The 22,275-nt window shown below is 71.1% G+C and carries 23 protein-coding genes; 12 read left to right on the top strand and 11 right to left on the bottom strand.

The window, feature by feature from the left end; translation table 11 throughout:
• Window positions 1-39: 39 nt before the first annotated feature.
• The 3 genes from ABZ810_RS03945 to ABZ810_RS03935 form a co-directional block, all read right to left on the bottom strand.
• Window positions 40-549: an O-acetyl-ADP-ribose deacetylase gene (locus ABZ810_RS03945; protein WP_358398834.1), complete on the bottom strand. Its 510-nt coding sequence runs from the start codon at window positions 547-549 to the stop codon at window positions 40-42.
• Window positions 550-816: 267 nt separating this feature from the next.
• Window positions 817-2,589 carry a ribosomal protection-like ABC-F family protein gene (gene abc-f, locus ABZ810_RS03940; RefSeq protein WP_358398831.1) on the bottom strand — a complete coding sequence of 591 codons (1,773 nt, stop codon included), beginning with the start codon at window positions 2,587-2,589 and terminating at the stop codon, window positions 817-819.
• Entirely contained in the window at window positions 2,558-3,007 is a 450-nt protein-coding gene (locus ABZ810_RS03935; RefSeq protein ID WP_358398829.1) for a PepSY domain-containing protein, read from the bottom strand. Before ABZ810_RS03935 ends, abc-f begins: the two co-directional genes overlap by 32 nt.
• Window positions 3,008-3,120: 113 nt before the next feature.
• Between ABZ810_RS03935 and ABZ810_RS03930 the strand changes: the two genes are divergently transcribed.
• The 3 genes from ABZ810_RS03930 to ABZ810_RS03920 all read left to right on the top strand — a co-directional run bounded on the left by ABZ810_RS03930 (window position 3,121) and on the right by ABZ810_RS03920 (window position 6,268).
• The gene (locus tag ABZ810_RS03930; RefSeq protein WP_358398826.1) at window positions 3,121-3,798 is read left to right on the top strand and encodes a response regulator transcription factor; all 678 of its coding nucleotides are present in this window, start codon (window positions 3,121-3,123) and stop codon (window positions 3,796-3,798) included.
• A gap of 1 nt (window position 3,799) precedes the next feature.
• Window positions 3,800-5,305 (top strand): HAMP domain-containing sensor histidine kinase, encoded by a 1,506-nt coding sequence (locus ABZ810_RS03925; protein ID WP_358398823.1) that lies wholly within the window; start codon window positions 3,800-3,802, stop codon window positions 5,303-5,305.
• A 117-nt stretch (window positions 5,306-5,422) separates the two neighbouring features.
• Window positions 5,423-6,268 (top strand): NAD(P)-dependent oxidoreductase, encoded by an 846-nt coding sequence (locus ABZ810_RS03920; RefSeq protein WP_358398821.1) that lies wholly within the window; start codon window positions 5,423-5,425, stop codon window positions 6,266-6,268.
• Here ABZ810_RS03920 and ABZ810_RS03915 read toward each other — a convergent pair.
• Complete coding sequence (locus tag ABZ810_RS03915; protein ID WP_358398818.1) at window positions 6,259-6,585, bottom strand: nuclear transport factor 2 family protein; 327 nt, start codon at window positions 6,583-6,585, stop codon at window positions 6,259-6,261. The two genes, ABZ810_RS03920 and ABZ810_RS03915, sit on opposite strands and share 10 nt — an antisense overlap.
• 170 nt (window positions 6,586-6,755) lie before the next feature.
• Window positions 6,756-7,499 (bottom strand): class III extradiol ring-cleavage dioxygenase, encoded by a 744-nt coding sequence (locus ABZ810_RS03910; protein WP_358398968.1) that lies wholly within the window; start codon window positions 7,497-7,499, stop codon window positions 6,756-6,758.
• A 194-nt stretch (window positions 7,500-7,693) separates the two neighbouring features.
• On the opposite strand from ABZ810_RS03910, the gene ABZ810_RS03905 reads away from it, so the two are divergent.
• On the top strand, window positions 7,694-8,047 hold the full coding sequence (locus ABZ810_RS03905; RefSeq protein ID WP_358398815.1) for an MmcQ/YjbR family DNA-binding protein: 354 nt from the start codon (window positions 7,694-7,696) through the stop codon (window positions 8,045-8,047).
• A 141-nt stretch (window positions 8,048-8,188) separates the two neighbouring features.
• On the opposite strand, the gene ABZ810_RS03900 is transcribed toward ABZ810_RS03905, so the two are convergent.
• The gene (locus ABZ810_RS03900; protein ID WP_358398812.1) at window positions 8,189-9,322 is read right to left on the bottom strand and encodes a winged helix DNA-binding domain-containing protein; all 1,134 of its coding nucleotides are present in this window, start codon (window positions 9,320-9,322) and stop codon (window positions 8,189-8,191) included.
• On the bottom strand, window positions 9,312-9,950 hold the full coding sequence (locus ABZ810_RS03895) for a TetR/AcrR family transcriptional regulator (RefSeq protein WP_358398809.1): 639 nt from the start codon (window positions 9,948-9,950) through the stop codon (window positions 9,312-9,314). Before ABZ810_RS03895 ends, ABZ810_RS03900 begins: the two co-directional genes overlap by 11 nt.
• Window positions 9,951-10,070: 120 nt before the next feature.
• On the opposite strand from ABZ810_RS03895, the gene ABZ810_RS03890 reads away from it, so the two are divergent.
• Together ABZ810_RS03890 and ABZ810_RS03885 are read left to right on the top strand one after the other, a co-directional pair.
• Window positions 10,071-12,350: an excinuclease ABC subunit UvrA gene (locus ABZ810_RS03890; protein ID WP_358398807.1), complete on the top strand. Its 2,280-nt coding sequence runs from the start codon at window positions 10,071-10,073 to the stop codon at window positions 12,348-12,350.
• A gap of 957 nt (window positions 12,351-13,307) precedes the next feature.
• Window positions 13,308-14,591 (top strand): DUF222 domain-containing protein, encoded by a 1,284-nt coding sequence (locus ABZ810_RS03885; protein ID WP_358398804.1) that lies wholly within the window; start codon window positions 13,308-13,310, stop codon window positions 14,589-14,591.
• 178 nt (window positions 14,592-14,769) lie between these two features.
• On the opposite strand, the gene ABZ810_RS03880 is transcribed toward ABZ810_RS03885, so the two are convergent.
• Together ABZ810_RS03880 and ABZ810_RS03875 are read right to left on the bottom strand one after the other, a co-directional pair.
• Window positions 14,770-14,970, bottom strand: a complete 201-nt coding sequence (locus ABZ810_RS03880; protein ID WP_358398802.1) for a DUF397 domain-containing protein — start codon at window positions 14,968-14,970, stop codon at window positions 14,770-14,772.
• Window positions 14,967-15,836 carry a Scr1 family TA system antitoxin-like transcriptional regulator gene (locus tag ABZ810_RS03875; protein ID WP_358398799.1) on the bottom strand — a complete coding sequence of 290 codons (870 nt, stop codon included), beginning with the start codon at window positions 15,834-15,836 and terminating at the stop codon, window positions 14,967-14,969. The genes ABZ810_RS03880 and ABZ810_RS03875 overlap by 4 nt, the downstream gene beginning before the upstream one ends.
• A 129-nt stretch (window positions 15,837-15,965) precedes the next feature.
• Between ABZ810_RS03875 and ABZ810_RS03870 the strand changes: the two genes are divergently transcribed.
• The 6 genes from ABZ810_RS03870 (at window position 15,966) to ABZ810_RS03845 (ending at window position 20,884) form a co-directional block, all read left to right on the top strand.
• Window positions 15,966-16,790 carry a methyltransferase domain-containing protein gene (locus ABZ810_RS03870; RefSeq protein ID WP_358398797.1) on the top strand — a complete coding sequence of 275 codons (825 nt, stop codon included), beginning with the start codon at window positions 15,966-15,968 and terminating at the stop codon, window positions 16,788-16,790.
• On the top strand, window positions 16,787-17,740 hold the full coding sequence (locus ABZ810_RS03865; protein ID WP_358398794.1) for a saccharopine dehydrogenase NADP-binding domain-containing protein: 954 nt from the start codon (window positions 16,787-16,789) through the stop codon (window positions 17,738-17,740). The genes ABZ810_RS03870 and ABZ810_RS03865 overlap by 4 nt, the downstream gene beginning before the upstream one ends.
• Window positions 17,730-18,344 carry a TetR/AcrR family transcriptional regulator gene (locus tag ABZ810_RS03860; protein ID WP_358398792.1) on the top strand — a complete coding sequence of 205 codons (615 nt, stop codon included), beginning with the start codon at window positions 17,730-17,732 and terminating at the stop codon, window positions 18,342-18,344. The genes ABZ810_RS03865 and ABZ810_RS03860 overlap by 11 nt, the downstream gene beginning before the upstream one ends.
• Before the next feature lie 37 nt (window positions 18,345-18,381).
• Window positions 18,382-18,870, top strand: a complete 489-nt coding sequence (locus tag ABZ810_RS03855) for a MarR family transcriptional regulator (RefSeq protein ID WP_358398790.1) — start codon at window positions 18,382-18,384, stop codon at window positions 18,868-18,870.
• 87 nt (window positions 18,871-18,957) lie between these two features.
• Window positions 18,958-20,415 carry a DHA2 family efflux MFS transporter permease subunit gene (locus tag ABZ810_RS03850; RefSeq protein ID WP_358398787.1) on the top strand — a complete coding sequence of 486 codons (1,458 nt, stop codon included), beginning with the start codon at window positions 18,958-18,960 and terminating at the stop codon, window positions 20,413-20,415.
• A 67-nt stretch (window positions 20,416-20,482) separates the two neighbouring features.
• On the top strand, window positions 20,483-20,884 hold the full coding sequence (locus tag ABZ810_RS03845) for a TIGR03618 family F420-dependent PPOX class oxidoreductase (RefSeq protein WP_358398784.1): 402 nt from the start codon (window positions 20,483-20,485) through the stop codon (window positions 20,882-20,884).
• A gap of 33 nt (window positions 20,885-20,917) precedes the next feature.
• On the opposite strand, the gene ABZ810_RS03840 is transcribed toward ABZ810_RS03845, so the two are convergent.
• Window positions 20,918-21,826 (bottom strand): M56 family metallopeptidase, encoded by a 909-nt coding sequence (locus ABZ810_RS03840; protein ID WP_358398782.1) that lies wholly within the window; start codon window positions 21,824-21,826, stop codon window positions 20,918-20,920.
• Window positions 21,823-22,206, bottom strand: coding sequence for a BlaI/MecI/CopY family transcriptional regulator (locus tag ABZ810_RS03835; RefSeq protein ID WP_358398780.1), 384 nt, complete (start codon window positions 22,204-22,206; stop codon window positions 21,823-21,825). Before ABZ810_RS03835 ends, ABZ810_RS03840 begins: the two co-directional genes overlap by 4 nt.
• Window positions 22,207-22,275 lie beyond the last annotated feature (69 nt).

Here is a 22,275-nt window from a genome sequence, read left to right as displayed (position 1 = left end):
CTCCGGCCGAACTGGAGCCGGACTTGAGCCGGGCTCCGGTCAGGGGTTGAGCGCTTTGGCGAACGCGGTGTAGGCGTCCTGCCCGAAGAGCACGAACCGGGCGTCGCTGACCTGGCTCGGGGTCGACCGGACCGTGTCGACGGCGATGCGCGCGGCGTCGTCGATCGGCCAGCCGTAGATCCCTGCCGAGACGGCGGGGAACGCGACGGACCGGGCACCCAGGTCGTCGGCCACCCGCAGCGACTCGCGGTAGCAGGAGGCCAGCAGGCCCGACCGGTCCTCGGACGTGGAGTAGACCGGGCCGACGGTGTGGATCACCCATTGCGCCGGCAGGTCGCCCGCGGTCGTCGCCACGGCCTGGCCGGTGGGAAGCCCGGCGCCGTAGTGCGACGCCCGCAGCCTGCGGCAGTCGTCCAGGATCGCCGGGCCGCCCCGGCGATGGATCGCACCGTCCACGCCGCCGCCACCGAGCAGCGAGGAGTTCGCCGCGTTGACCACGGCGTCCGCCCGCTGCTCGGTGATGTCCCCGAGCACCAGCTCGATCCGCATCGTCCACCTCCTCTCCCCACCCTTTCATCGGCCCCTCAGCCCGTCGACTCACCTCAGCCCGTCGACACCGCAGTGCGTCGGACACCTCGGCGCGTCGACACCTCAGTGCGGCGGCTCACCTCAGTGCGTCGACTCACCTCAGTGCGTCGACTCACCTCAGTGCGTCGACACCGCAGCATTTCGACGCCTCAGCACTTCGACGCCTCAGCACTTCGACGCCTCAGCACTTCGACGCCTCAGCACTTCGACAGCTCAGCGCCCCGACACTCAGCACCTCGACAGCTCAGCGGCCCGGCCGTCGCGGAGCTCCAGGCGGGAGCCGGTGAAGCGGCTCCGCGACAGCCGGTCGTGGGTCACCATGACGAGCGTTCCCGCGAAGTCCGCGAGCGCCTCGTCCAGCTCCTCCACCAGCAGCGGCGACAGGTGGTTGGTCGGCTCGTCCAGAAGCAGCAGGTCGACCGGCCTGCTCACCAGCCGCGCCAGCTCGACCCGCCGCCGCTGGCCGACCGACAGGGCGCCGAGCGGCAGCGCAAGGTCGTCCAGGCGGAAGAGCCCGAGCGCGAGCAGCTCCGCGGCGTGCTCGTCCGGCGGGCCAGGGCGTCCCGCGGCGAACGCCTCCAGCACGGTCCGCCTCGCCGGGCCCGCGACGCCCTCCTGACGGAGGTGGCCGACGCGATGCGGGCGGACCACCGAGCCTGAGTCCGGCGCCAGCTCACCGGCCAGGACGCGCAGCAACGTCGTCTTGCCCGCGCCGTTCGGGCCGGTGACCAGCAGCCGCTCCCCCGGTGCGAGCCGGAGCCCGTCCAGCGCGAGCCGCCCGTCCACCCGGACGCCGGAGAGCTCCACCGCACCGCCGTCACCGGAGATCCGGGCGCCGAACCGCAGCGGCTCCGGAGGCGGCGGCACCGCGTTCTCCCGCAGGGTCGCCAGCCGCTCGTTGGCGATGCGGACGCGCTTGGCCGTGCCGTGCGAGGTCGAACGGGACCGGTGCGCGCCGGCGCCGGTGTTGAACAGCGGGGTCTTGCGCCCGAGGGTCGCGAGCCAGGCACCGCCCGTCTCCACCAGCCGGGCCTGCCGGGCGACCTCGGCCGTCCACTCCTCGTGACGCCGCCGCCAGGCCTCCCGCGCCGCGGCCTTGGCCCTCAGATACCCGGCGTAGCCGTCGCCGTAGCGCCGCACGCCGCGGGTGTCGTGATCGACCTCCAGGATCGTGGTGGTGGTCCTCTCGAGGAACGTGCGGTCATGGGTGATCACGACGACCGTGCCGTGGTGGGTCCTGACGTAGTCCTCCAGCCAGGACACCGCCGCGTCGTCGAGATCGTTCGTCGGCTCGTCCAGGAGCAGGAGCTCCGGTGCCGCCGCGAGCGTCGCCGCCAGCACCAGCCGGGAGAGCTGCCCGCCGGACAACGTCGCGAGGCGGCGGCCCCGGTCGAGGCCGGGGAGCCCGAGGCCGTGCAGGGCGATGTCCACCCTGGCGTCGGCCTCGTACCCGCCGCGGCGCTCGAACTCGGTCAGCAGGTCACCGTACGCGCCCAGCACGGCCTCATCTGCGCTGCCGCCCGCACTGCCGTCTGCGCTGCCGCCCGGACTGCCGCCCGCACTGCCGCCCGTGCTGCTGCCTGTGCTGCCGCCTGTCGTGCCGTCCGCCGAGCTGAGCTGGGCCTCGGCTGCCCGCAGGGCCGCTTCGAGCTCCCGGACATCGGCGAGCGCCAGGTCGATGACGTCGGCGACCGTGTCCCCGGCGAGCAGCCCCTCCAGGCTCTGCGGCAGGTAGGCCGTCCCGCCGGGGGCGACGACGGTGAGATCACCGTTGTCGGGCCGCTCCCGCCCCGCCATCACCTTCAGCAGGGTCGACTTGCCCGAGCCGTTCTCGCCGATGATCCCGACCTTCTCGCCGGGCTTGACGGTGAACGAGACCCGGTCGAGCACGACGCGGTCGTCGTAGCGCTTCGTCACCTCGGACAGCGCGAGCTGGGCGACGGACCGTCTCGTCTCGTCAAGCCCTCCTTCAGTCGTCGTCCCCGTCGTCGTCCTTGCCATCGCCGTTCCCGCCATCGTCGTCGGACCGGTCGTCCGGGACGTTCGCGACGACCTTGCCCGAGGCGGCGTCCACCTTCAGCTCGCGCTTGGCGCCGTCCTTGCCCACCACCTCGACCTCCCAGGCGGGCGCGCCGCCGTTGCCACCGCCGGCGCCGTCGTCGGAATCGTCGTCGGAATCGAGGTCGACGGAGGACACGTGGCCCGGGACGGTCTTCAGCGCGATGCCCGCCGCGTCGGCCGCGCTCACCTTGGCCGACCGCGCCAGCTGGGTCTCGGCCGCGCGTTCCCGCTGGTCATCGTCACCGCCGCCGTCCGCGGCGACGGCGGTGGCCGTTCCGCCGACCGCGACCACGCTCGCGGCGATCGCGCCCACCAGGAGCCTCCGGCCGGTCACCAGACGCCGTACGTCACGCTTCATCAGATCCTCCTCGGTCGTTTCGCTCGCTGACGGGACCCACGCTGGCGGACCGACCTGAGGCGCACCTGAAGCAACCTGAAGGACGCTTCAGGTGCGTCTGGCAGCCTGGGGACATGCGCCTGCTGATCGTGGAGGACGAACGCCGCCTGGCCGCGTCCCTGGCCAAGGGGCTGACGGCCGAGGGGTTCGCGGTCGACGTCGTCCACGACGGCACGGCGGGCCTGCACCGGGCGTTCGACCACGAGTACGACCTGATCCTGCTGGACATCATGCTGCCCGGCATGAACGGCTACCGGGTCTGCGCGGCGCTGCGCGCGGCCGGGGACGAGACGCCGATCCTGATGCTCACCGCCAAGGACGGCGAGTACGACGAGGCCGAGGGGCTGGACACCGGCGCCGACGACTACCTGACCAAGCCGTTCTCGTACGTGGTGCTGCTGGCGCGCGTCCGCGCGCTGCTCCGCCGGCGCACCCGCGGCGGCGCCTCCACGATCGTGCTCGGCGACCTGACCGTGGACCCGGCCGCGCGGTCGGTCCGGCGCGGCGACACCGAGGTCGAGGTCACGGCCAAGGAGTTCGCCGTGCTGGAGCACCTCGCGGTGAACGCCGGGCTGGTGGTCTCCAAGGGCCAGATCCTCGAACACGTGTGGGGCGCGGCGTACGACGGGGACCCCAACATCGTCGAGGTCTACGTGAGCGCGCTGCGCCGCAAGCTCGACGCCCCGTTCGGCCGCAGGTCGATCGTCACCGTGCGCGGCTCCGGCTACCGGCTCGTGACGGACGGCGGCTGAGATGCGCCGGCCGTTCGCCTCCGTCCGGGCGCGCACCACGCTGACCGCGACCGTCGTCGTCGCGGCCGCGCTGGTGGTCACCGGGCTCGCGGTGGTGCTGATCCTGCGGGCGGGGCTCGACCGGCAGACCGACCTGCGGTCCGAGGTCACCGCGCGGGAGGTCGCCGCGCAGCTCTCGACGGGGGTGCCTGCCGCACGGCTCGATCTGCCGGACGGCGAGGAGCACCCGGTCCAGGTCGTGGCCTCCGGGGGCCGGGTGGTGGCGGCCAGCGAGAAACTGACCGCCGTCAGCGGCACGGGCGTCCCGGCCGCGCCGCCCGCCACCGCCGCCCCGAGCCCGGCCGGGGACGCTGATGACGGCGCTGACAGCGACGGCACCGACAACGACGGCACCGACAACGATCGCGACGACGACTCCCCGCCGCCGCGCGGCGAGGTCTCCGACGACGTCCGGCACGGCGCCGGGAGCGCCACGGTGGACGGCGAGAGCGCCGGCTACCGGTTCGCCTCCGTCGAGGTCACGACTCCCGCCGGCGAGACGCTCACCGTCCACGCGGGCACCGACGTCGAGAGCGCGCGGGCGGCCGTGGGCACCGTGACCAGGGCCATGCTCGCCGGCCTGCCGCTGCTGCTGCTCGTGGTGGCGGGCGTGACCTGGCTGGTCACCCGCCGCGCGCTGCGGCCGGTCGCCGCCATCCGCGGCGAGCTCGCCGCGATCACGGCGTCCAGCGACCTGGCCCGCCGCGTCCCGGTGCCGGCGTCCCACGACGAGGTGGCCGACCTGGCGGTCACCACCAACGAGACGCTGACCGCGCTGGAACGTTCGGTCGAGCGGCAGCGCGGCTTCGTCGCGGACGCGTCCCACGAGCTGCGCAGCCCCATCGCCGCGCTGCGCACGGAACTGGAGGTCGCCGCCGCGCACCCCGAGCTGCTCGATCTGGACGGGCTGACCGGCGAGGTCGTCCGCCTCCAGCACCTGGCGGCGGATCTGCTGCTGCTCGCCCGGCTGGACGCGGGCGAGCGGCCCGCACGGCCGAAACCGGTCGCGCTCGCCGATCTCGTCCGGGAGGAGGTCGCGCGCCGAGCTGCCACCGACCGGATCCCCGTCACTTTCGATCTGCGGGCGGCCCCGGTCGTGGAGGGTTCGCCCGAGCGACTCGCCCGGGTGCTGGGCAACCTGCTGGACAACGCGCAACGGCACGCGTCCTGCGAGGTGAACGTCACGTTGCGGGAGGAGGACGGAGGGTGGGCAGTGATGGACATCACTGACGACGGTCCCGGAGTCCCCGAAGCCGACCGGGAACGGATCTTCGAACGCTTCGTCCGGCTCGACGACGCGCGCAGCCGCGACGACGGCGGCGCGGGGCTCGGCCTGGCCATAGCCCGTGACCTGGTGCGGATTCTGGGCGGTACGCTCACCGTGGGAGCCGTCCCACGGGGAGGTGCGCACTTCCGGATCCGGCTGGCCGTCCGCGACGTCCCGGGCGGAAGTCGTGGCCGTGCGTAGATGGTGGAATACAGTGAGTAGGCCGCGCTCGGCCGCGCCGGGCGTGACCTGGCGTGAGTCTCTGCCTATCCTTCCTGGAGGCGGCCACAAAGGCGTGCAGTCGTGGAGGTACCCCCCTTGAAGATTCTTGTCGCCGGCGCAACCGGTGTCGTCGGCCGTCGGCTGGTCCCCCTGCTCGTCAAGGCCGGGCACGAGGTCACCGGCACGACCCGGTCGTCCGAACGCGCCGAGTCCGTTCGCTCCCAGAAGGCCGATCCGCTCGTCGTGGACGTCTTCGACAACGCGGCGTTGCACGACGCCGTCCTCGCCGTACGGCCGGACGTGATCGTCCACCAGCTCACCGACCTGAGCGGCGAGGACTTCGCCGCCAACTCGGAGCTGCGCATCCAGGGCACCCGCAACCTGGTGTCGGCCGCCAAGGCCGCCAACGTCGAGATGATGATCGCGCAGAGCATCAGCTGGCTCTACGCGCCGGGCGACGCCCCGGCGGTGGAGACCGACGCGCTCGACCCGGCGCTGCCGCCCTACGAGGGCGTGGCCGCGCTGGAGGAGTCGGTCGCCGAGCTGCCGCGCGGCGTCATCCTGCGTTACGGCGCGCTCTACGGCCCGGGCACCTGGTACGCGACGGACGGCGCGATCGCCGACCGGGTGCGCGCGGGCAGCCTGCGGCCGTCCCCGGCGTGGACCTCGTTCGTGCACGCCGACGACGCGGCGGCCGCCGCGCTGGCGGCGCTCGACTGGCCGGCCGGCCCGGTCAACATCGTCGACGACGAGCCCGCGACCACGGCCGACTGGCTGCCGGTCTACAGCGCCGCGCTGGGCGCGCCGCTGCCGGCCAACGCCCGGCACGCCGCGGCGACGGGCCGCCCGGTCTCCAACGCCAAGGCGCTCGACCTCGGGTGGAAGCCGCAGATCCCGTCGTGGCGGCTCGGGTTCGCCGAGCTCGGCGGCGATCAGGCCTGACCGGTCTCGAACCTGCTGATCCGGTCGCCGTCGAGGGTGAAGTCCCAGCGGGTGCTCATCGCGCCCCAGGTGTCGTTGCGATAGTCGACGATCATGCCGAGACCGCCCGGGTCCTCACGGCGCACGTCGAAGTGGCCGTGGGCGGCGAAGATCTCCCGGTCGGCCCAGGCGTCGAGGTCCTGGGGCCTGCCGTCGTCGGTCATCGCGGCGTCGCGGGTGAGCAGCCCGCGGAACGCCGCCCGGTCTCCCTGGTTGATGGCCTCGGCGAACTTGCGCACGACCGGATGGGCCGGCAGGCGGGGCGTCTTCGGCGTCATGGCCCCCAGTGAACGTGCCACCGGGTCAGCCGCGCTCCCCTAACGGGTCAAGAAAGAACCGATCCCTGCACGTTCGCCCGATCGGCCCCTGATCGTCCGTGCTGATCGTCCGCGCTGATCGTCCGTGCTGATCATGCACTCTGATCATGCGCTCTGATCATGCGCAGTGATCATCCGAACTGGAACGATCGCTTCGCCAGGCCGTGCCAGAAGCCGTCGATCACCGACCGGCCGCCCGCCTCCCCCGCCCCGAGGGCCACGAACAGCGGCGCGAAGTGCTCGGTGCGCGGATGCGCGAGCCGCGCGGCGGGCGCCTTGCCCGCGAAGTCCAGCACCGCGTCGACGTCGCCGGCCCCGACGGCCCGCTCCGCCCACTCGTCGAACTCGGCCGACCAGGCCGGCGCCTCCCCGTGCGGGTCCTGCCGCATCTCGCGCAGGTTGTGGGTCGTGAAACCGCTGCCGACGATGAGCACGCCCTCGTCGCGCAGCGGCGCCAGCCTCGTGCCCAGATCGAACAGCTCCGCCGGCTCCAGGGTCGGCATCGACATCTGCAACACCGGGATGTCGGCCTCCGGGAACATCTCCACCAGCGGAACGTAGGCCCCGTGGTCGAGCCCGCGTTCGGCGTCCTGCGTGACGCCGGGCAGCAGCTTGCGCACGTCCTCGGCCAGCGCGGGCGCGCCCGGCGCCTCGTACTTCACCTCGTAGTAGTGCTGCGGGAAACCCCAGAAGTCGTAGACGAGCGGCACCGTCCGGGTCGCCCCGATGGCCAGCGGCGCCTCCTCCCAGTGCGCCGACACCACGAGGATCGACGTGGGCCGCGGCAGGTCGTCCGACCAGCGGGCCAGCTCGCGCGTCCAGACCGCGTCGTCGGCCAGCGGCGGCGCGCCGTGGCTGAGATAGAGCACCGGCATCCGGGCCATGGCAGCCTCCCGAGCAATGATTGATACTTCAACCACCAGCGTACGCGGGTTTCCGCGCCGTGCGACTCGCGGGCCGTGCGACTTTCCGGGCCGTGTGACTTTCCGGGCCGTGTGACTTTCCGGGCCGTGTGACTTTCCGGGCCGTGTGACTTTCCGGGTCCTGTGACCGGGGCGATGATGACGGGATGGACCCCAAGGAGAGGCTGACGGCGATCTGCGCGGCGTTCCCCGAGTCCGTCGTGGAGGAGAGCCCGCCGCACGTGGGCTTCAAGGTGCGCGGCAAGACCTTCGGCTGGTACACCAGCGACCATCACGGTGACGACCGTGAGGCGCTGACCTGCAAGGCGGCGCCGGGCGAGCAGGAGTCCCTGATCGCCGCCGACCCGGACCGCTTCTTCCGGCCCGCCTACCTCGGCCACCGCGGCTGGATCGGCGTACGGCTGGACGTGGCCGGCGTCGACTGGGACGAGGTCGCCGAGATGGCGGCGGAGAGCTATCGGCTGGTCGCGCCGAAGCGGCTGGCGGCCCAGCTCAAGTAGGCGGCGACCCCGAGCCTCGTCCGAGTCTGAGCCTGGAGCTGGCCTAAGCCTGGAGCTGGCCTGAGCCTGGGGCTGGATCTGGGTCCGAGCCTGTGTCCGGGCTGAGCCCGGATCTGGGGCTGGGGGCGGGCGTCGTTGGGGTCAGAGGAACTCGATCTCGTGGGTCTTGGCCTCGGGGTAGGCGGCGCGCAGGAGGTCGGTGCCCTCCTCGACCATGCCCTCGCGGTCGGCGTCCGAGACGGGCTCGAAGAGTTCGATCCACACGGTCGCGACGCCGCGCTTCTTCTCGTGCTTCCACATGCCGTGGACGAAGCCGTCGACCAGGACGGCCGCGCGGATGATGCCGTTGACGGTGAAGAGGCGCTTGCGGTGCTCCTCGGAGACGATCCGGGCACGGTCGGCGTGGGAGAGCGTGAGGTTGTCGAACTCCGGCACGAACCGGATCGGGGCGGGGACGCCGGGGCCCGGGCGGGGAGCGTCGGGCAGGTCGTAGAGCACCTTGCCGTTCTCGTCCGCGAACGTGACCAGCTCGGGCGCCAGGCGTTCGAACACCTCGCCCAGGAGCGTGAGGCCGGACCAGTGCTGCGCGTCCATCACGGTGGCCGGCCCGAACGCGGCCAGGTAGCGCAGCACCATGCGGTCGAGGGAGGCTCCGCGGTCGAGGGAGGCTTCGGGCGAGCGGCCGAGCCACGACTCGAGGGTGGTGTGCCTGGCCAGGCCGCTCTTGCCCCACAGGCCGCGGGGCGGGGTCTGCACGAGCGGGATCGCCGTCCGGGAGGCCCAGTTGAGCAGCTCGGGGTCGCCGGACGGGAACCGTTCGGCGAGAAGGGCGCGCATCTCCTTGTCGGTGCGGGGCTCCCTGAACAGCTCGCGGGCGGCCGCCTCCAGCGCGGGCAGGTCGATGCCGCTCAGGTCACGGCCGTTGCCGGTCCGCACGCTCCGGTCGGCGATCGCCTGGGTGAGGGGGCGCAGCGCCAGGGCGTCGCGTCCGCTCACCAGGTGGAGGGTGCCGCGCATCAGGACGATGCGCACGGCTTCGCGTTCGCTGAGAAGGGTGGCGAGGTCGTCGAACGCGAATCCGGCGAGGCGGCTCCACAGCCCGATGTAGGGCGGCGTCGGAGCCTGGGCCTGCATGCCCACCAGATGCTCGACGGCGGCGAGGGCAGGAAGCTCGTGCCGTTCGAGCAGCAGCTGGCGAGCCAGCAGCGCCCGGTTGAGCGACCACCGGTCGAGCACCTGGCCGGCGGTCGCGGAGGCCGGGGAGTCAGTCGTCATAGCGTCCTCTCAGCTCCTGCCAGTTGGGAGGGGGGCCGGGCAGCTCCTCCGCCTCCGGCATGTGCAGCGCCGCCAGGTACAGCTCCAGATAGCGGTGTTGCAGCCGGTTCATCCGCTCATCGTCCCCGATGCGGATGGTGTGCAGGTGCTCCAGGAGGACGGAGATGTCACCGACCTCGATGTCGCGGCGCAGCGCGCCCGCCTCCTTGGTGCGCTCCAGCAACTTCAGGGTGGCCATGTGGATGGCCTGCCCCTTCTTCGCCATCTCCTCGGTGACGGGGAAGCTGCCGGCCAGCCGCATGGTGAGGGAGCCCGCGCCGATGTCCAGGCAGCGGCGCATGAAGTCGGCGAACGCGGACCACGCCTCCCGGTCGTCCTCCAGCGCCGCCTCCACCTGGGTGAGGTAGCGGTCCATCCCGTCGTCGGCCAGACGCTGGAGCAGCTCTTCCTTGCTCTTGTACCGCCGGTAGAGGGCGCTGATGCCGACGCCGGCGTGCTCGGCCACAGCGGAGATCGGCGCACCGGGGTCCGCGGTGAACACGGCCCGCGCGGCCTCTTTGATCAGCTCGTCGTTCCGGGCCGCCTGGGCCTTGCGGCCGCTCATGGGAGCTTGCGTCTTGGTCTCCATGCCACCCATAGTAAGGGAACGAAGAATTCCGTTCTATATTGCGATCCCGCGATTTTCTCTGTACGCTGTACGCTGTTATCCTACAGGCGAGAACTGGGGGAAGTGGGAAGAATGGGCCAGATGAAGGACGAAGCAGAACGGCATCCCGCCGACAGCCATGACGTGATCAAGGTCCGGGGGGCGCGGGAGAACAACCTGGCCGACGTCTCCCTGGACATCCCCAAGCGCCGGCTCACCGTCTTCACCGGGGTGTCCGGGTCAGGCAAGTCGTCCCTCGTCTTCGGCACGATCGCGGCCGAGTCGCAACGCCTGATCAACGAGACGTACTCCGCGTTCCTCCAGTCGTTCATGGCGAGCCCGGGCCGCCCGGACGTCGACGCCCTGCACAACCTGAGCGCCGCGATCGTGGTCGACCAGGAGCGCATGGGCGCCAACGCGCGGTCGACGCTCGGCACCGCCACCGACGCGTACACCCTGCTGCGCATCCTCTACAGCCGCATCGGCGAGCCGCACGTCGGTCCTTCGTTCGCGTTCAGCTTCAACACCGCGGCCGGCATGTGCCCGGAGTGCGAGGGCATCGGCCGCAAGTCCGAGATCGACGTGGACGAGCTGATCGACCGCGACAAGACCCTGAACGAGGGCGCCATCACCGTGCCCGGCTTCGGCGTCGACACCTGGTACTGGGGCGCCCTGGCCCACTCGGGGTTCTACGACCCCGACGTCAGGGTCCGCGACTTCAGCGACCAGGAGTGGGAGGACTTCCTCCACAAGCCCGCCACCAAGATCAAGGTCAACGGCACCAACGTGACCTACGAGGGCCTCCTGGTGAAGGTCCAGCGGCTCTACCTGTCCAAGGACCGCGAGTCGATGCAGCCGCACATTCGCACGTTCGTCGACCGGGCCGTCACGTTCACCACCTGCCGCGCCTGCGGCGGCTCCCGGCTCAACCCGGCCGCCCTGTCCTCGAAGATCAAGGGCAGGAACATCGCCGACTGCGCGTCGATGCAGGTCAACGAGCTGGCCGACTTCGTCCGCGAGATCGACGACCCGTCGGCCGGGCCGCTGCTCAGCGGGCTCGGTCACACCCTCGACTCGCTGGTCGAGATCGGCCTCGGCTACCTGAGCCTCGACCGGGAGTCCGGCACGCTCTCCGGCGGCGAGGCTCAGCGCGTCAAGATGGTCCGGCACCTGGGCTCGCCGCTGACCGACGTCACCTACGTCTTCGACGAGCCGACGGTCGGCCTGCACCCGCACGACATCCAGCGCATGAACGACCTGCTCCGGCGCCTGCGCGACAAGGGCAACACGGTGCTGGTCGTCGAGCACAAGCCGGAGACGATCGAGATCGCCGACCATGTGGTCGACCTCGGCCCGGGCGCCGGCACCAACGGCGGGCACATCACGTTCACCGGCGACCTGGCCGGGCTGCGCGCGTCCGGCACGCTCACCGGCCGGCACCTCGACCACCGGGCCCGGCTGCGCGACGAGGTGCGCGAGCCGACCGGCCTGATCTCGATCGAGCACGCCACGCTGCACAACCTCAAGGACGTGAACGTCGACGTCCCGACCGGGGTGCTCACCGTCGTCACCGGCGTCGCGGGCTCCGGCAAGAGCTCGCTGATCCACGGTTCGCTCGCCAAGCGGGACGGGGTCAACGTGGTCGACCAGTCGGCGATCCGCGGGTCCCGGCGCAGCAACCCGGCCACCTACACCAGCCTGGCCGACCCGATCCGCACCGCGTTCGCCAAGGCCAACGGGGTCAAGGCCGCGCTGTTCAGCGCCAACTCCGAGGGCGCCTGCCCCAACTGCAAGGGCATCGGCCTCGTCTACACCGACCTGGCGATGATGGCCGGGGTCGCCTCCGTCTGCGAGGAGTGCGACGGCAAGCGCTTCACGCCCCAGGTGCTCACCTACGAGCTGCGCGGCAAGAACATCAGCGACGTGCTGGGCATGTCGGTCGCCGAGGCCCGCGACTTCTTCACCGAGAAGCAGGCCCGCGCGATCCTCGACCGGCTCGCCGACGTCGGGCTCGGCTACATCACCCTGGGCCAGCCGCTCAACACCCTGTCCGGCGGCGAGCGGCAGCGGCTCAAGCTGGCGATCCGGATGGCCGAGAAGGCGACGACCTACATCCTGGACGAGCCGACCACCGGCCTCCACCTGGCCGACGTCGACCAGCTCCTCGCGCTGCTCGACCGGCTGGTGGACGCGGGCAACACGGTCATCGTCATCGAGCACCACCAGGCCGTGATGGCGCACGCCGACTGGATCATCGACATGGGACCGGGCGCCGGCCACGACGGCGGCCGCGTCGTCTTCACCGGCACCCCCACCGACCTGATCGCCAAGTCCAACGGCCTGACCGCGCAACACCTCGGCGAATACGTCAACGGCGCCTAGCTGTGCATGGCCAGACGGGATCCCTCTTTGCAGATGGGCACTCCGGGTAGCTGGGGGCGTCCCCGGAAGACGGGGCGTCCCCGGAAGACGGGGCGCCCCGGATAGATGAGGCACTCCGGGCGGTGAAGGCCTCGGGCGGTGAAGGCCTCGGGCGGTGCGGCCTCGGGCGGTGCGGCCTCGGGCGGTGCGGCCTCGGGCGGTGCGGCCTCGGGCGGTGCGGCCTCGGGCGGTGCGGCCTCGGGCGGTGCGGCCTCGGGCGGTGGAAGGCTACTCCGCCCCTCTAACTGACGCTTGGGCCGCTCATCGTTGACACTTCTGGCGGATCAGGGTCACTCGCTTGGCTTATGCAGTTGCCCGACTACAAGAAGTGCGGACCGTAGGTCAAACCGGGCAGCGGCGAGGAAGAAGGTGTGGTTGAGGCCTGGCGCCTCGCAGCGGGTCAACGCATCTCCGGTTCTCTCATTAGCCCTTTCAGGGCTGGCGGCATCGGTCACCCCTTTGGCGAATTTCGGTGCCCGAGTGCGGCCGGGTACGGCCTTCTATTCAAACTTGGCAGCGACAAGAAAGTAGGCGGCTGGTCGGGGTCTTGTGTCATTGCGCGGGTGGGGGGTGGCTGATGTTCGGACGTTGTGGCCGCGCGAAGCGCGGGTTTCAGTGCAACCTCAGGCGGCGGCCTGCCTTTCCCTATTCGCATGACTCGGCTTCTGAGACCTCAGCCAACGTGACGGCAATGCTCGGGGAGGCGGGGGTGTGCGCGTTGGGTCAGTTCGGCTCCGCTCAGCCGTCCATCTGCGGCAACCGGCTTAGACTCCGCCTCACCCGTGCCGGGCCACGCGCCGACCGTGGGACGAAAGATCCACCTGTAACGGCGGCCAGAGAAATGATGGCCACCTGCGGCCAATCGAAATGTCCGTAATCAGATAATTGCAATCTGTGACCGGTCATATAATTGGGGGTATGAGTTCGATCGTGGCGGATCTGGAGTCCGCTTCCACCGCTGAATTGGTGGAAGCGGCAGCGGCGATCGCCACCCAGCTCACCCAACGTCCCGCCCCCGACTCCGGGTCTGCTTGCATGGAGTTGGCCGAGGAGTTGGCGCGTGCGGTCGACCAAACCGAATTCGCGTTGGCCGCGATGATTGCGGTGGTGGATCGCACGGGTGAAATGAAGCGCTGGGGGCTGCCGTCCACGCAGGCGTGGCTGCGCTGCCGTCTGGGGATGCGGGAAGGCCGCGCCAAGGAACGCATCACTCTGGCCCGGCAGTTGCCGCGTTTGGAGCGGGTGGGCAAGGACCTGGCCGCCGGTGCCCTGTCGCTCGGCTACGCGGCTACGGTTGCCGACGCCGTGCAGCGGTTGAACGATGAGGACTGCGCGGCCGCCGAGGACATCCTGCTGAACGCGGCGAACGATGGCTTGTCGGCGGGGAAGGTTGCCCGGCTCGGCCGCAAGATCCATGACCTGGTGAACGAGGCCGATGGCACCGAGAAGGCGCCCGAGGACGTTCAGCGCGGCTATGAGCGGTCGTGGTTGACGTTGAGTCGTTCGCTGGATGGCGGGTCGTATGTGAACGGGTGGCTCAATCCCGAAGACGCCGCGATCCTGGACGGCACCCTCGGCCCGCTGACCAAACCGGCTGGGACCGACGACCGGCGCGACCTTGGGGAGCGGACGGCGGCGGCGCTGACCACCGTGCTGTCGCACGGGCACAAGGACACCCGCGTCACCGTCATCGCCAACCTTGAGACATTGATGGGTGAGGACGCGCCTGGCTGGCTGCGGGACGGCACCCCCATCCCGGCCGAGCAGGTGCGGCGGCTGGCCCTTACCGCCGGAGTCTCGCCCCTGCTCCTGGGGCCGGGCAGCGTGCCGCTCTACCTGGGCCACACCACCCGCATCGCCAGCCCAGGCCAACGCCGCGTCCTGGAAACCCAATACGACACCTGCGCGGTGCGTGGGTGTGAGGTGCCGGGTTTCCTGTGCGAGGTCGACCATGTTGATGGGTGGGCGCTGGGAAACAGCCCGACCGATATCGACAAACTCGCGCTGTGCTGTGGGTGGCACAACCGCTGGAAACACACCCACCCGGCACAAATGCAGATCACCAAAGACCGGCACGGACGCTACGTCTACCGGACGTTGCCACCGGATGGGGTCGCACGATCCAGACGCGGCAGACCACCCACGGGAAGATCACCCGACGCGGGCGACAACCCTTGGGGCGATCACCATCTCGCAGCCTGATGGGAGCTGACGAGTCGGCCACGCTGCGCAGACTCGGTCTCTGGTATGCCCCTGGGTGGGTGAGCACTCCCAGACAAGCCGCTCTGGACGGCCTCGTGGGCGCGCACCTGGCAGAGACAGTGCCTTCAGCCGTCGATGCGGAGGGAAATACGGATGCGTCCGTCCAAGCTCGCGACGGTCACTCGGCCCCTGACATCTTGAGGCTCCTGACGAGCACGGCAAAGGAGTGGCGGTTCAGGTGCAGTTTCGGTCCGGCCGGGTCGGTGGAGTCCCGCACACCGATGACCTGGCCGACAGGACCGAGCGTCAACGCCGCCACCTCGACACAGGTCGTTGCGTCGTCGCCCCCGCTATAGCTGCTCTTACGCCAGACGGTCATCGCGATCCCTCTCCGCCTATGTCCCGGAGTGCCTGCTCGACCAGCGCGTACGAATCCGGCTCGCTGAGCGCCGCCGCGCACACCCTCTCGAAGACCACGCTGTAACGCGCGACATCATCGTCACCTTCGAGAAAGATAGCTTGGATCAGCCCCTCGATGAAGGCGAGCGTGAAGTCGCCGGATTCGACGTCCAGCACCGTGAAGGCGCCCTCTGGACTGGGCAGGGTGGTGGCGGAGAACGGGAGCACGCGGAGCCGGACGTTGGGCGTGCGCGACGCCTCCAGCAACCGATGGAGCTGACCTGCCATGACCTCCGCGCCGCCGGTCATCTGCCGGAGAACGGTCTCGCTGATGACGGCATCCAGGAAGGCGGGGTTCGGCCTCGTGAGCGCCTCCTGCCGGGCCATCCGGAAGGCCACGGAGCTGTCATAGTCACGGTCCCCGACAGGCGGGCGCGACCGCATGACGGCGCGGGCGTACTCCGGGGTCTGGAGCAGGCCCGGGACCACGTTCGGCTGGAACGTCCGGATCCTGGCCGAGTCCTGCTCCAGGCGGACGGCATCGCTGATCACCGGGGTGGGAGACAGGTTCGCGTGCCGCTTGACCCACTCCTTGGAGCGGCCCGCACCGGCCAGTCCACGTAGTGACTCGCCCAGTGCCTGATCCAGGACCTCGTACTTGATCAGGAAGTAGTCCACCTCGTGAGTCCGCACGATGACCTGTGCGTTCTCCATGCGGTGGAGAGCGGACTTGGAGATGTTCAGGAGGGTGGAGGCCTCCTCCAGGGCCAGGCCGAGTTCCTCACGAATCTTCCGCAACTCGGCTCCGAGGCGACGCATCCGCACGGTCGGGGGGTGCTTGGCCATGCCACACATTGTGATCGAGTAACTACATACAGGCCCGGCGTTCGCGGGAATCCTCTGTTGACAGGCCCGGCCGTCCCCCTGATTATGAACGTGTGTTCATGAACGTGTGTTCATATGGAGGATGAGTCGATGGAGATCGTGAACGTGGGGCAGGCGGAGGCGTGGAACGGGTACGAGGGCGAGCACTGGGCCGACCACCACGACCGCTACAACGCGATCAACGGCGGGTTCAACGGCGCTCTCCTGGATGCGGCCGGGGTCGGCGAGCGGGACCGGGTGCTCGACATCGGCTGTGGGGCCGGGCAGACCACGAGGCTGGCGGCGCGGAGGGCACGGCAGGCCGTGGGCGTCGACCTGTCGGGCCCGATGCTCGCCCGCGCCCGGCAGGCCGCGAGGGCGGAGGGTCTCGGGAACGTGACGTTCGAGCAGGGTGACGTGCAGGTGTTTCCCTTCGACGAGGGGGTGTTCGACGCGGCGATCAGCCGGTTCGCGGTCATGTTCTTCGAGGATCCGGTCGCGGCGTTCGCGAACGTGGCGCGGGCGGTGCGGCCCGGCGGGCGGCTGGCGTTCCTCAGCATGTCCGATCCCGGTGGCAGCGATCTGGGCAAGGTCCTGGCGGCCGTGGCCGGTCACCTGCCGGTGTGGCACGCGACTCCGGAGCCGGATCGGCGCGGGCCGCTCTCGCTCTCGGACCCCGGCCACGTGCGCGCGGTGCTCGGCGACGCGGGTTTCCGCGACGTCGAGGTTCGGCGGGTCGAGGCGGAGGAGGTCTGGGGGCGGGACGCGGAGGACGCGGCGGAGTTCTTCGCCGGGTGGGGGCCGGTCCGGCATCACCTGGGCGGCGCCGACCCGGGGCCGCTGCGGGCTTCGCTGGAGGACGCGTTCCGGCCGTTCGAACGTGACGGGGCCGTGCGGCTGGACGGGGCCGCCTGGCTGGTGACGGCGGTCCGATGAAGCGCATCGTTCTCATCGGCGGATACGGGGCGGTCGGGCGGGAGGCCGCCGCGTTGCTGGCCGGCTGGTATCCGGGGGCCGTGGTGCTCGCGGGGCGGCACCCGGAGCGTGCCCGGCCGGTGCCGGGGACCACCGCGATGCGCATCGACCTGGACGATCTGGACGGCGTGCTCGACGGCACCGACGCCGTCGTCATGTGCGTCGACCACGGCAACGTCCGGGTGGCACGGGCGTGCTTCGAACGCGGGATCCACTACGTCGACGTCTCCGCCTCGTACGACGTGCTCGCCGGGATCGAGCGGCTGGACGGGGTGGCCGCCGAACGCGGGGCGTCGGGCGTGCTCAGCGTGGGCCTGGCACCGGGTGTCACCAACCTGCTGGCCCGCACGGTGGGCGGGCCGGACGTGCGGATCGGGGTGCTGATCGGCTCCGGCGAGGCGCACGGACCGGCCGCGCTGGAATGGACGCTCGACGGGCTCGCCGCGATGGGGTCGTCCTGGCCGATGCCGTTCACGGGGTACGGGACGCGCACGGTGCACGCCTTCCCGTTCTCCGACCAGCACACGCTGCGGCGGACGCTCGGGGCGCCGGCGGTCGCGACCGGGCTGTGCCTGGATTCGCGGATCATGACGGCCGCGCTCGCCCGGCTGGCGCGGCTTTCGGGGCTGCTGTCCAGGCCCCGGATCCGGGCCGGGGTGCTGGCGACGCTGGGGAGGGTGCATGTCGGCTCCGACGGTTTCGCCGTCACGGTCACCTCCGGGGAGCAAGTCGCCTCGTTCGGCGGGCGGCGGCAGAGCCGGGCGACCGGCGTGGTGGCGGCGCTGGCCGTCCGGAGGCTGGAGACCTTCGCCCCTGGGGTACGGCACCTGGACGAACTCGTGGAGCCGGCCGCGTTCCTGACGCAGGTCGCGGAGTACGGCTTCACTACGATGCCGGGTGATGTCACCTAGGAGAGCGGCCGCGCTGCCGGACGGCGGAAACCTGCGCGACCACCTGATCGCCACCGCCGGGCGCATCATCGCCGAGCACCGGACGGCCGGGCTCACCGTGCGTGCGATCGCCCGGGAGGCCGGGGTCGCCGACGGCGTGCTCTACAACCACTTCGCCGACAAGGAGGAGCTGCTCGCGTACGCGCTGTGCGCCCATGTCGGGCAGGTGGAGAGGGACATGGGCGAGCTGCCCGCCCCCGGCACCGGAACGGTGGAGGACAACCTGCGGCGCTATGTCGGCCACGGCCTGGAGATGCACCGCCGGATCGTGCCCGCGTTCGTCGGGCTCTTCTCGCAGCCGAGGGTGCTCGCCAGGTTCGCCGAGCTGGGCGAACAGGACGAGGACTGGCGCGACCGCCTGTACGGCTACCTGCGCGCCGAACGGGACCTCGGACGCCTGGCGCCGGAGGCCAGGGTCGGCGCGGCGGCGAGGATGATCGTGGGTTTCTGCCACGAGACCGTGATGTCGGCCCTGTTCCAGAACGGCGTGCCCGGCCCCGCTCCGGCGCCGGAGGCCGTCGACGATCTGGTCGCGGTCGTGCTGCACGGGATCGTCAGTTCGTAGATAATCCGCATCTGGATCACATTGTTACACTGGCGTCATGACTGCCATGGCCCCGGCCCGCACCGTGCCCGACCTGTCGTTCTACCTGGACCACACCAGCCACGTGCTGCGGACCAAGATGGCGGCGGCCCTCGCCGAGATCGGACTGACCGCGCGCATGCACTGCGTCCTCGTGCACGCGCTCGAAGAGGAGCGCACCCAGATCCAGCTCGCCGAGATCGGCGACATGGACAAGACCACGATGGTCGTGACCGTCGACTCCCTGGAGAAGGCCGGGCTCGCCGAGCGGCGCCCGTCCGGCAAGGACCGCCGGGCCCGGATCATCGCGGTCACCGAGAAGGGGGCCGAGGTCGCCGCGCGCAGCCAGGAGATCGTCGACGGAGTGCACCGCGACGCGCTCGGCTCGCTGGCGGACGAGGACCGCACGGCGCTGCTCAGGATCCTCGACCTGCTGGCCACCGGGCACCTGGCCACCCCCGAGGAGGCCACCGGACAGGGGCGCCGGGCCCGGGAGCGCAACAAATAGATCGCTTGGGGATTGTCTGCAACGGAACTATCTACTACGGTCTCTCTTGTCGGGCTCGCACGACCCGACCCTGAACGAGGAGAGACCATGCCGACCGACTCACGAGGACTGGCGCTGGGCGTCCTGTCCGCCGCCGGGCTGATGACGATCCTGGACGGCAGCATCGTCACCGTGGCGATGCCCGCCATCCAGAACGACCTGGGCTTCAGCCCCGCCGGGCTGAGCTGGACCGTGAACGCCTACCTGATCGCGTTCGGCGGGCTGCTGCTCCTGGCCGGCCGGCTGGGCGACCTGATCGGCCGCAAGACGATGTTCCTGGCGGGGAACGCGGTGTTCACCGCGGCCTCGGTACTGGCCGGAGCCGCCACCACCCCGGGCGTCCTGATCGCGGCCCGGTTCCTGCAAGGCGTGGGCAGCGCGATGGCCTCCGCGGTGGTCCTGGGCATCCTGGTGACGCTCTACACCGAGCCGCGGGAACGTGCCAAGGCGATCGGGATCTTCAGCTTCACCGGAGCGGCCGGCGCCTCGATCGGCCAGGTGCTCGGCGGGGTGCTGACCGACCTGCTCAACTGGCACTGGATCTTCCTGATCAACCTGCCGATCGGGCTCGCGACCATCGCGCTGGCCGTCCGGGCGCTCCCCCGGGACCGCGGCATCGGGCTCGCCGCCGGAGCCGACATCGCCGGTGCCATGCTGGTCACGGCGGGGCTGATGCTGGGCATCTACACCGTGGTCAAGGTGGAGGAGCACGGCTGGCTGGCCGGTCACACCCTCGGCCTGGGCGCCGTGTCGCTGGCCCTGCTCGCCGCGTTCGTCGTCCGGCAGGCCAGGGCGGCGACCCCGCTGATGCCGCTGCGGATCTTCCGTTCGCGCAACGTCTCCGGCGCCAACGTGGTGCAGATGCTGGCGCTGTCGGCGATGTTCGCCTTCCAGATCATCGTCGCGCTCTACATGCAGAAGGTCCTCGGCTACAGCGCGCTGGAGACCGGCCTGGCGATGCTCCCGGCGGCGGTCGCCATCGGCGGGATCTCGCTCTTCGTCTCGGCCCGGCTGATCGCCCGCTTCGGCACCCGCGTCGTGCTGGTCACCGGCCTGCTCCTGCTGCTCGCCGCGATGGCCTGGCTGACCCGCGTCCCGGTGAACGCCGGATACGTCACCGACCTGCTGCCGGTCATGGTACTCATCGCGGGTGGCGGCCTGGTCCTCCCGGCCCTGGCCAACCTGGGCATGAGCGGCGCCAAGGCCGACGACGCAGGGCTCGCGTCGGGGCTCTTCAACACCACGCAGCAGATCGGCATGGCGCTCGGCGTCGCCGTCCTGTCCACGCTGGCCGCGTCCAGGACCGAGCACCTGCTCGGCGAGGGCAGGAGCCGGGCCGAGGCGCTGACCGGCGGCTACCACCTGGCCTTCACCACCTCGGCGGGCCTCCTGGTCGCGGCGCTGGTGGTCGCCCTGGTCGTCCTGCGCACCCCCAAGGACGCCGCCGAGCCCAAGCCCGTGGACGCGTCCGCCGAGCCGGCCGCCCAGCCTTCCCCCATCGCCTGACGACCCCGCCCGATCCCGTCCAAGCCCTCCCCCATCCGCTGAGAAGAACCTCGAAAGGAACTGTGAGATGACCTCCGACACGAACGAGAACTCCGGCCCCGCCCCCCGCGTCCTCACCGACCGGGAACTGGTGGACCTGCTCGCCGGGCAGCGGTTCGGGGCGCTGGCCGCGGTCAAGAAGGACGGGCACCCGCACCTGTCGACGGTGCTCTACGAATGGGACCCCGAGGAGCGCACGGTCCGGATCTCCTCGACCGAGGACCGGCTGAAGGTGCGCCAGTTGCGCAACGACCCCCGCACGGCGTTGCACGTGAACGGGGGGAACGTGTGGTCGTTCGCGGTCGCCGAGGGCGACGCGGAGATCGTCCCGGCGCCCGAGGCGGGTCCGGGACGGGTCTGGATCACGATCAAGGTGTCCCGGTTGTACGGGACGGCGCTGGACGTCGCGGACGCCGCCGACGAGGGCTGAGGATCGGGACGACGGCGATCAGTACGGCAGGAATCAGTGCGGCAGGGCGTAGAGCAGGATCGGGAGGCCGGCGATGAGGGGAACCGCCATCATCGCCACCACCCGGGTCGACCGGCGCGGGGCCTCCGGCTCCAGCAGCCGGTTGACCCGTGCCATGACGGGGATCTCTCCGGTGGCCGCGGCGCCGAGGGTGCCGGACGGGGCGGCCGGGGGGCGGGCGGCGGCGAACCGCAGCAGGGCGGTGGCCAGCTCGCGCGGGGCCCGGTGGTGCTTGGCCCGGTCGTCGGCGGCCATCTCGATCAGCAGCTCGACCGCGTCGAGACATCGGCCGACCAGGCGGATCTGCGGGAACACCTGGCGCAGCGAGGCGAACGGCAGCAGGACCAGGTCGTGGCGTTCGCGGGCGTGCGCACGTTCGTGCGCCAGCACCGCGGCCAGCTCGGCCGGGTCGAGCAGCTCCAGGGTGCCCGCGCTGACGACCACCTTGGACGAGCGCACGCCGGGCACGCAGTAGGCGGCGGCCTCCGGGTGGTCGAGGACGAGCGTGCCGGGGGCCGCCGAGTCGCTGCGCGAGACGAGGGCGAGCAGCGCGCGGTGCCGGCGCCGGGCCCGGACCACGCGGAACACCGCGTACATCAGCATGGCGAGCAGCACCGCGGTGAGGCTCACCGCGGCGAGCAGCGCGGTCACGTGCGTGGCGTCGAGCCGGCGGGCCTGGTCGGCGAACAGCGCGGGCAGGCCGCCTGCGATGCCCTCGTCGTAGGGCAGCAGGGCGATGCTCAGGAGCGTTCCGATGGTGGCCACGCCCCAGCCGAGGCCGAGGGCCTGCCAGAGCGCGATCGCGGTGCGTGGAGCGCGCCAGGTCCAGCGCGCCTTGGAGAGCACGTGCGCCCCGCCAACGGTCCCCATTGACATCAGTGCGAGCAGGGCGGTGCCGGTCATGCCGGTGGCTCCCTGCGCGTGAGGTTGAGCAGCGCCTGGCGGATCACGTTCGCCTCGTCGTCGGAGACCGAGCGCACGAAGTGGGCCAGGGCGGCGTCGCGGTCGCCGGTCTCGTTGAGGGCGCCCAGCATCAGCTCGGCGACCCAGCTCTCCCGGCTCTCGGACGGGCTGTACCGCCAGGCGCGGCCGTCGCGCTCGCGGTCGAGGAAGCCCTTCTTGGCGAGCCGGTCGAGGACCGTCATGACCGTGGTGTGCGCGAGGTCACGGTCGCCGGCGAGGGCACGGCTCACGTCGCGCGCAGTGGCGGCGCCGCGGCCCGCGTCCTCCCTCGCCCAGAGGACCTCCATGACCGTGCGTTCAAGCTCTCCCAGACCCTTCACGCCGTCCAGGTTAACCGACTGAGAGGCATATCACCACGGCAGGTAGTACTACGGAGTCAAGTACTACAA

The sequence above is a fragment of the Spirillospora sp. NPDC047279 genome (assembly GCF_040643285.1).
Taxonomy (GTDB): Bacteria; Actinomycetota; Actinomycetes; order Streptosporangiales; family Streptosporangiaceae; genus Spirillospora.
Note: the sequence above shows the minus strand (reverse complement) of the source record. Positions and strands in the feature narration are given on the sequence as shown.

Excerpts from the sequence above, each read along its gene's own strand:
- ABZ810_RS03945 (WP_358398834.1), bottom strand. The coding sequence starts at position 549 with ATGCGGATCGAGCTGGTGCTCGGGGACATCACCGAGCAGCGGGCGGAC.
- abc-f (WP_358398831.1), bottom strand. The coding sequence starts at position 2,589 with ATGGCAAGGACGACGACGGGGACGACGACTGAAGGAGGGCTTGACGAG.
- ABZ810_RS03935 (WP_358398829.1), bottom strand. The coding sequence starts at position 3,007 with ATGAAGCGTGACGTACGGCGTCTGGTGACCGGCCGGAGGCTCCTGGTG.
- ABZ810_RS03930 (WP_358398826.1), top strand. The coding sequence starts at position 3,121 with ATGCGCCTGCTGATCGTGGAGGACGAACGCCGCCTGGCCGCGTCCCTG.
- ABZ810_RS03925 (WP_358398823.1), top strand. The coding sequence starts at position 3,800 with ATGCGCCGGCCGTTCGCCTCCGTCCGGGCGCGCACCACGCTGACCGCG.
- ABZ810_RS03915 (WP_358398818.1), bottom strand. The coding sequence starts at position 6,585 with ATGACGCCGAAGACGCCCCGCCTGCCGGCCCATCCGGTCGTGCGCAAG.
- ABZ810_RS03910 (WP_358398968.1), bottom strand. The coding sequence starts at position 7,499 with ATGCCGGTGCTCTATCTCAGCCACGGCGCGCCGCCGCTGGCCGACGAC.
- ABZ810_RS03905 (WP_358398815.1), top strand. The coding sequence starts at position 7,694 with ATGGACCCCAAGGAGAGGCTGACGGCGATCTGCGCGGCGTTCCCCGAG.
- ABZ810_RS03900 (WP_358398812.1), bottom strand. The coding sequence starts at position 9,322 with ATGACGACTGACTCCCCGGCCTCCGCGACCGCCGGCCAGGTGCTCGAC.
- ABZ810_RS03895 (WP_358398809.1), bottom strand. The coding sequence starts at position 9,950 with ATGGAGACCAAGACGCAAGCTCCCATGAGCGGCCGCAAGGCCCAGGCG.
- ABZ810_RS03890 (WP_358398807.1), top strand. The coding sequence starts at position 10,071 with ATGAAGGACGAAGCAGAACGGCATCCCGCCGACAGCCATGACGTGATC.
- ABZ810_RS03885 (WP_358398804.1), top strand. The coding sequence starts at position 13,308 with ATGAGTTCGATCGTGGCGGATCTGGAGTCCGCTTCCACCGCTGAATTG.
- ABZ810_RS03880 (WP_358398802.1), bottom strand. The coding sequence starts at position 14,970 with ATGACCGTCTGGCGTAAGAGCAGCTATAGCGGGGGCGACGACGCAACG.
- ABZ810_RS03875 (WP_358398799.1), bottom strand. The coding sequence starts at position 15,836 with ATGGCCAAGCACCCCCCGACCGTGCGGATGCGTCGCCTCGGAGCCGAG.
- ABZ810_RS03870 (WP_358398797.1), top strand. The coding sequence starts at position 15,966 with ATGGAGATCGTGAACGTGGGGCAGGCGGAGGCGTGGAACGGGTACGAG.
- ABZ810_RS03865 (WP_358398794.1), top strand. The coding sequence starts at position 16,787 with ATGAAGCGCATCGTTCTCATCGGCGGATACGGGGCGGTCGGGCGGGAG.
- ABZ810_RS03860 (WP_358398792.1), top strand. The coding sequence starts at position 17,730 with ATGTCACCTAGGAGAGCGGCCGCGCTGCCGGACGGCGGAAACCTGCGC.
- ABZ810_RS03855 (WP_358398790.1), top strand. The coding sequence starts at position 18,382 with ATGACTGCCATGGCCCCGGCCCGCACCGTGCCCGACCTGTCGTTCTAC.
- ABZ810_RS03850 (WP_358398787.1), top strand. The coding sequence starts at position 18,958 with ATGCCGACCGACTCACGAGGACTGGCGCTGGGCGTCCTGTCCGCCGCC.
- ABZ810_RS03845 (WP_358398784.1), top strand. The coding sequence starts at position 20,483 with ATGACCTCCGACACGAACGAGAACTCCGGCCCCGCCCCCCGCGTCCTC.
- ABZ810_RS03840 (WP_358398782.1), bottom strand. The coding sequence starts at position 21,826 with ATGACCGGCACCGCCCTGCTCGCACTGATGTCAATGGGGACCGTTGGC.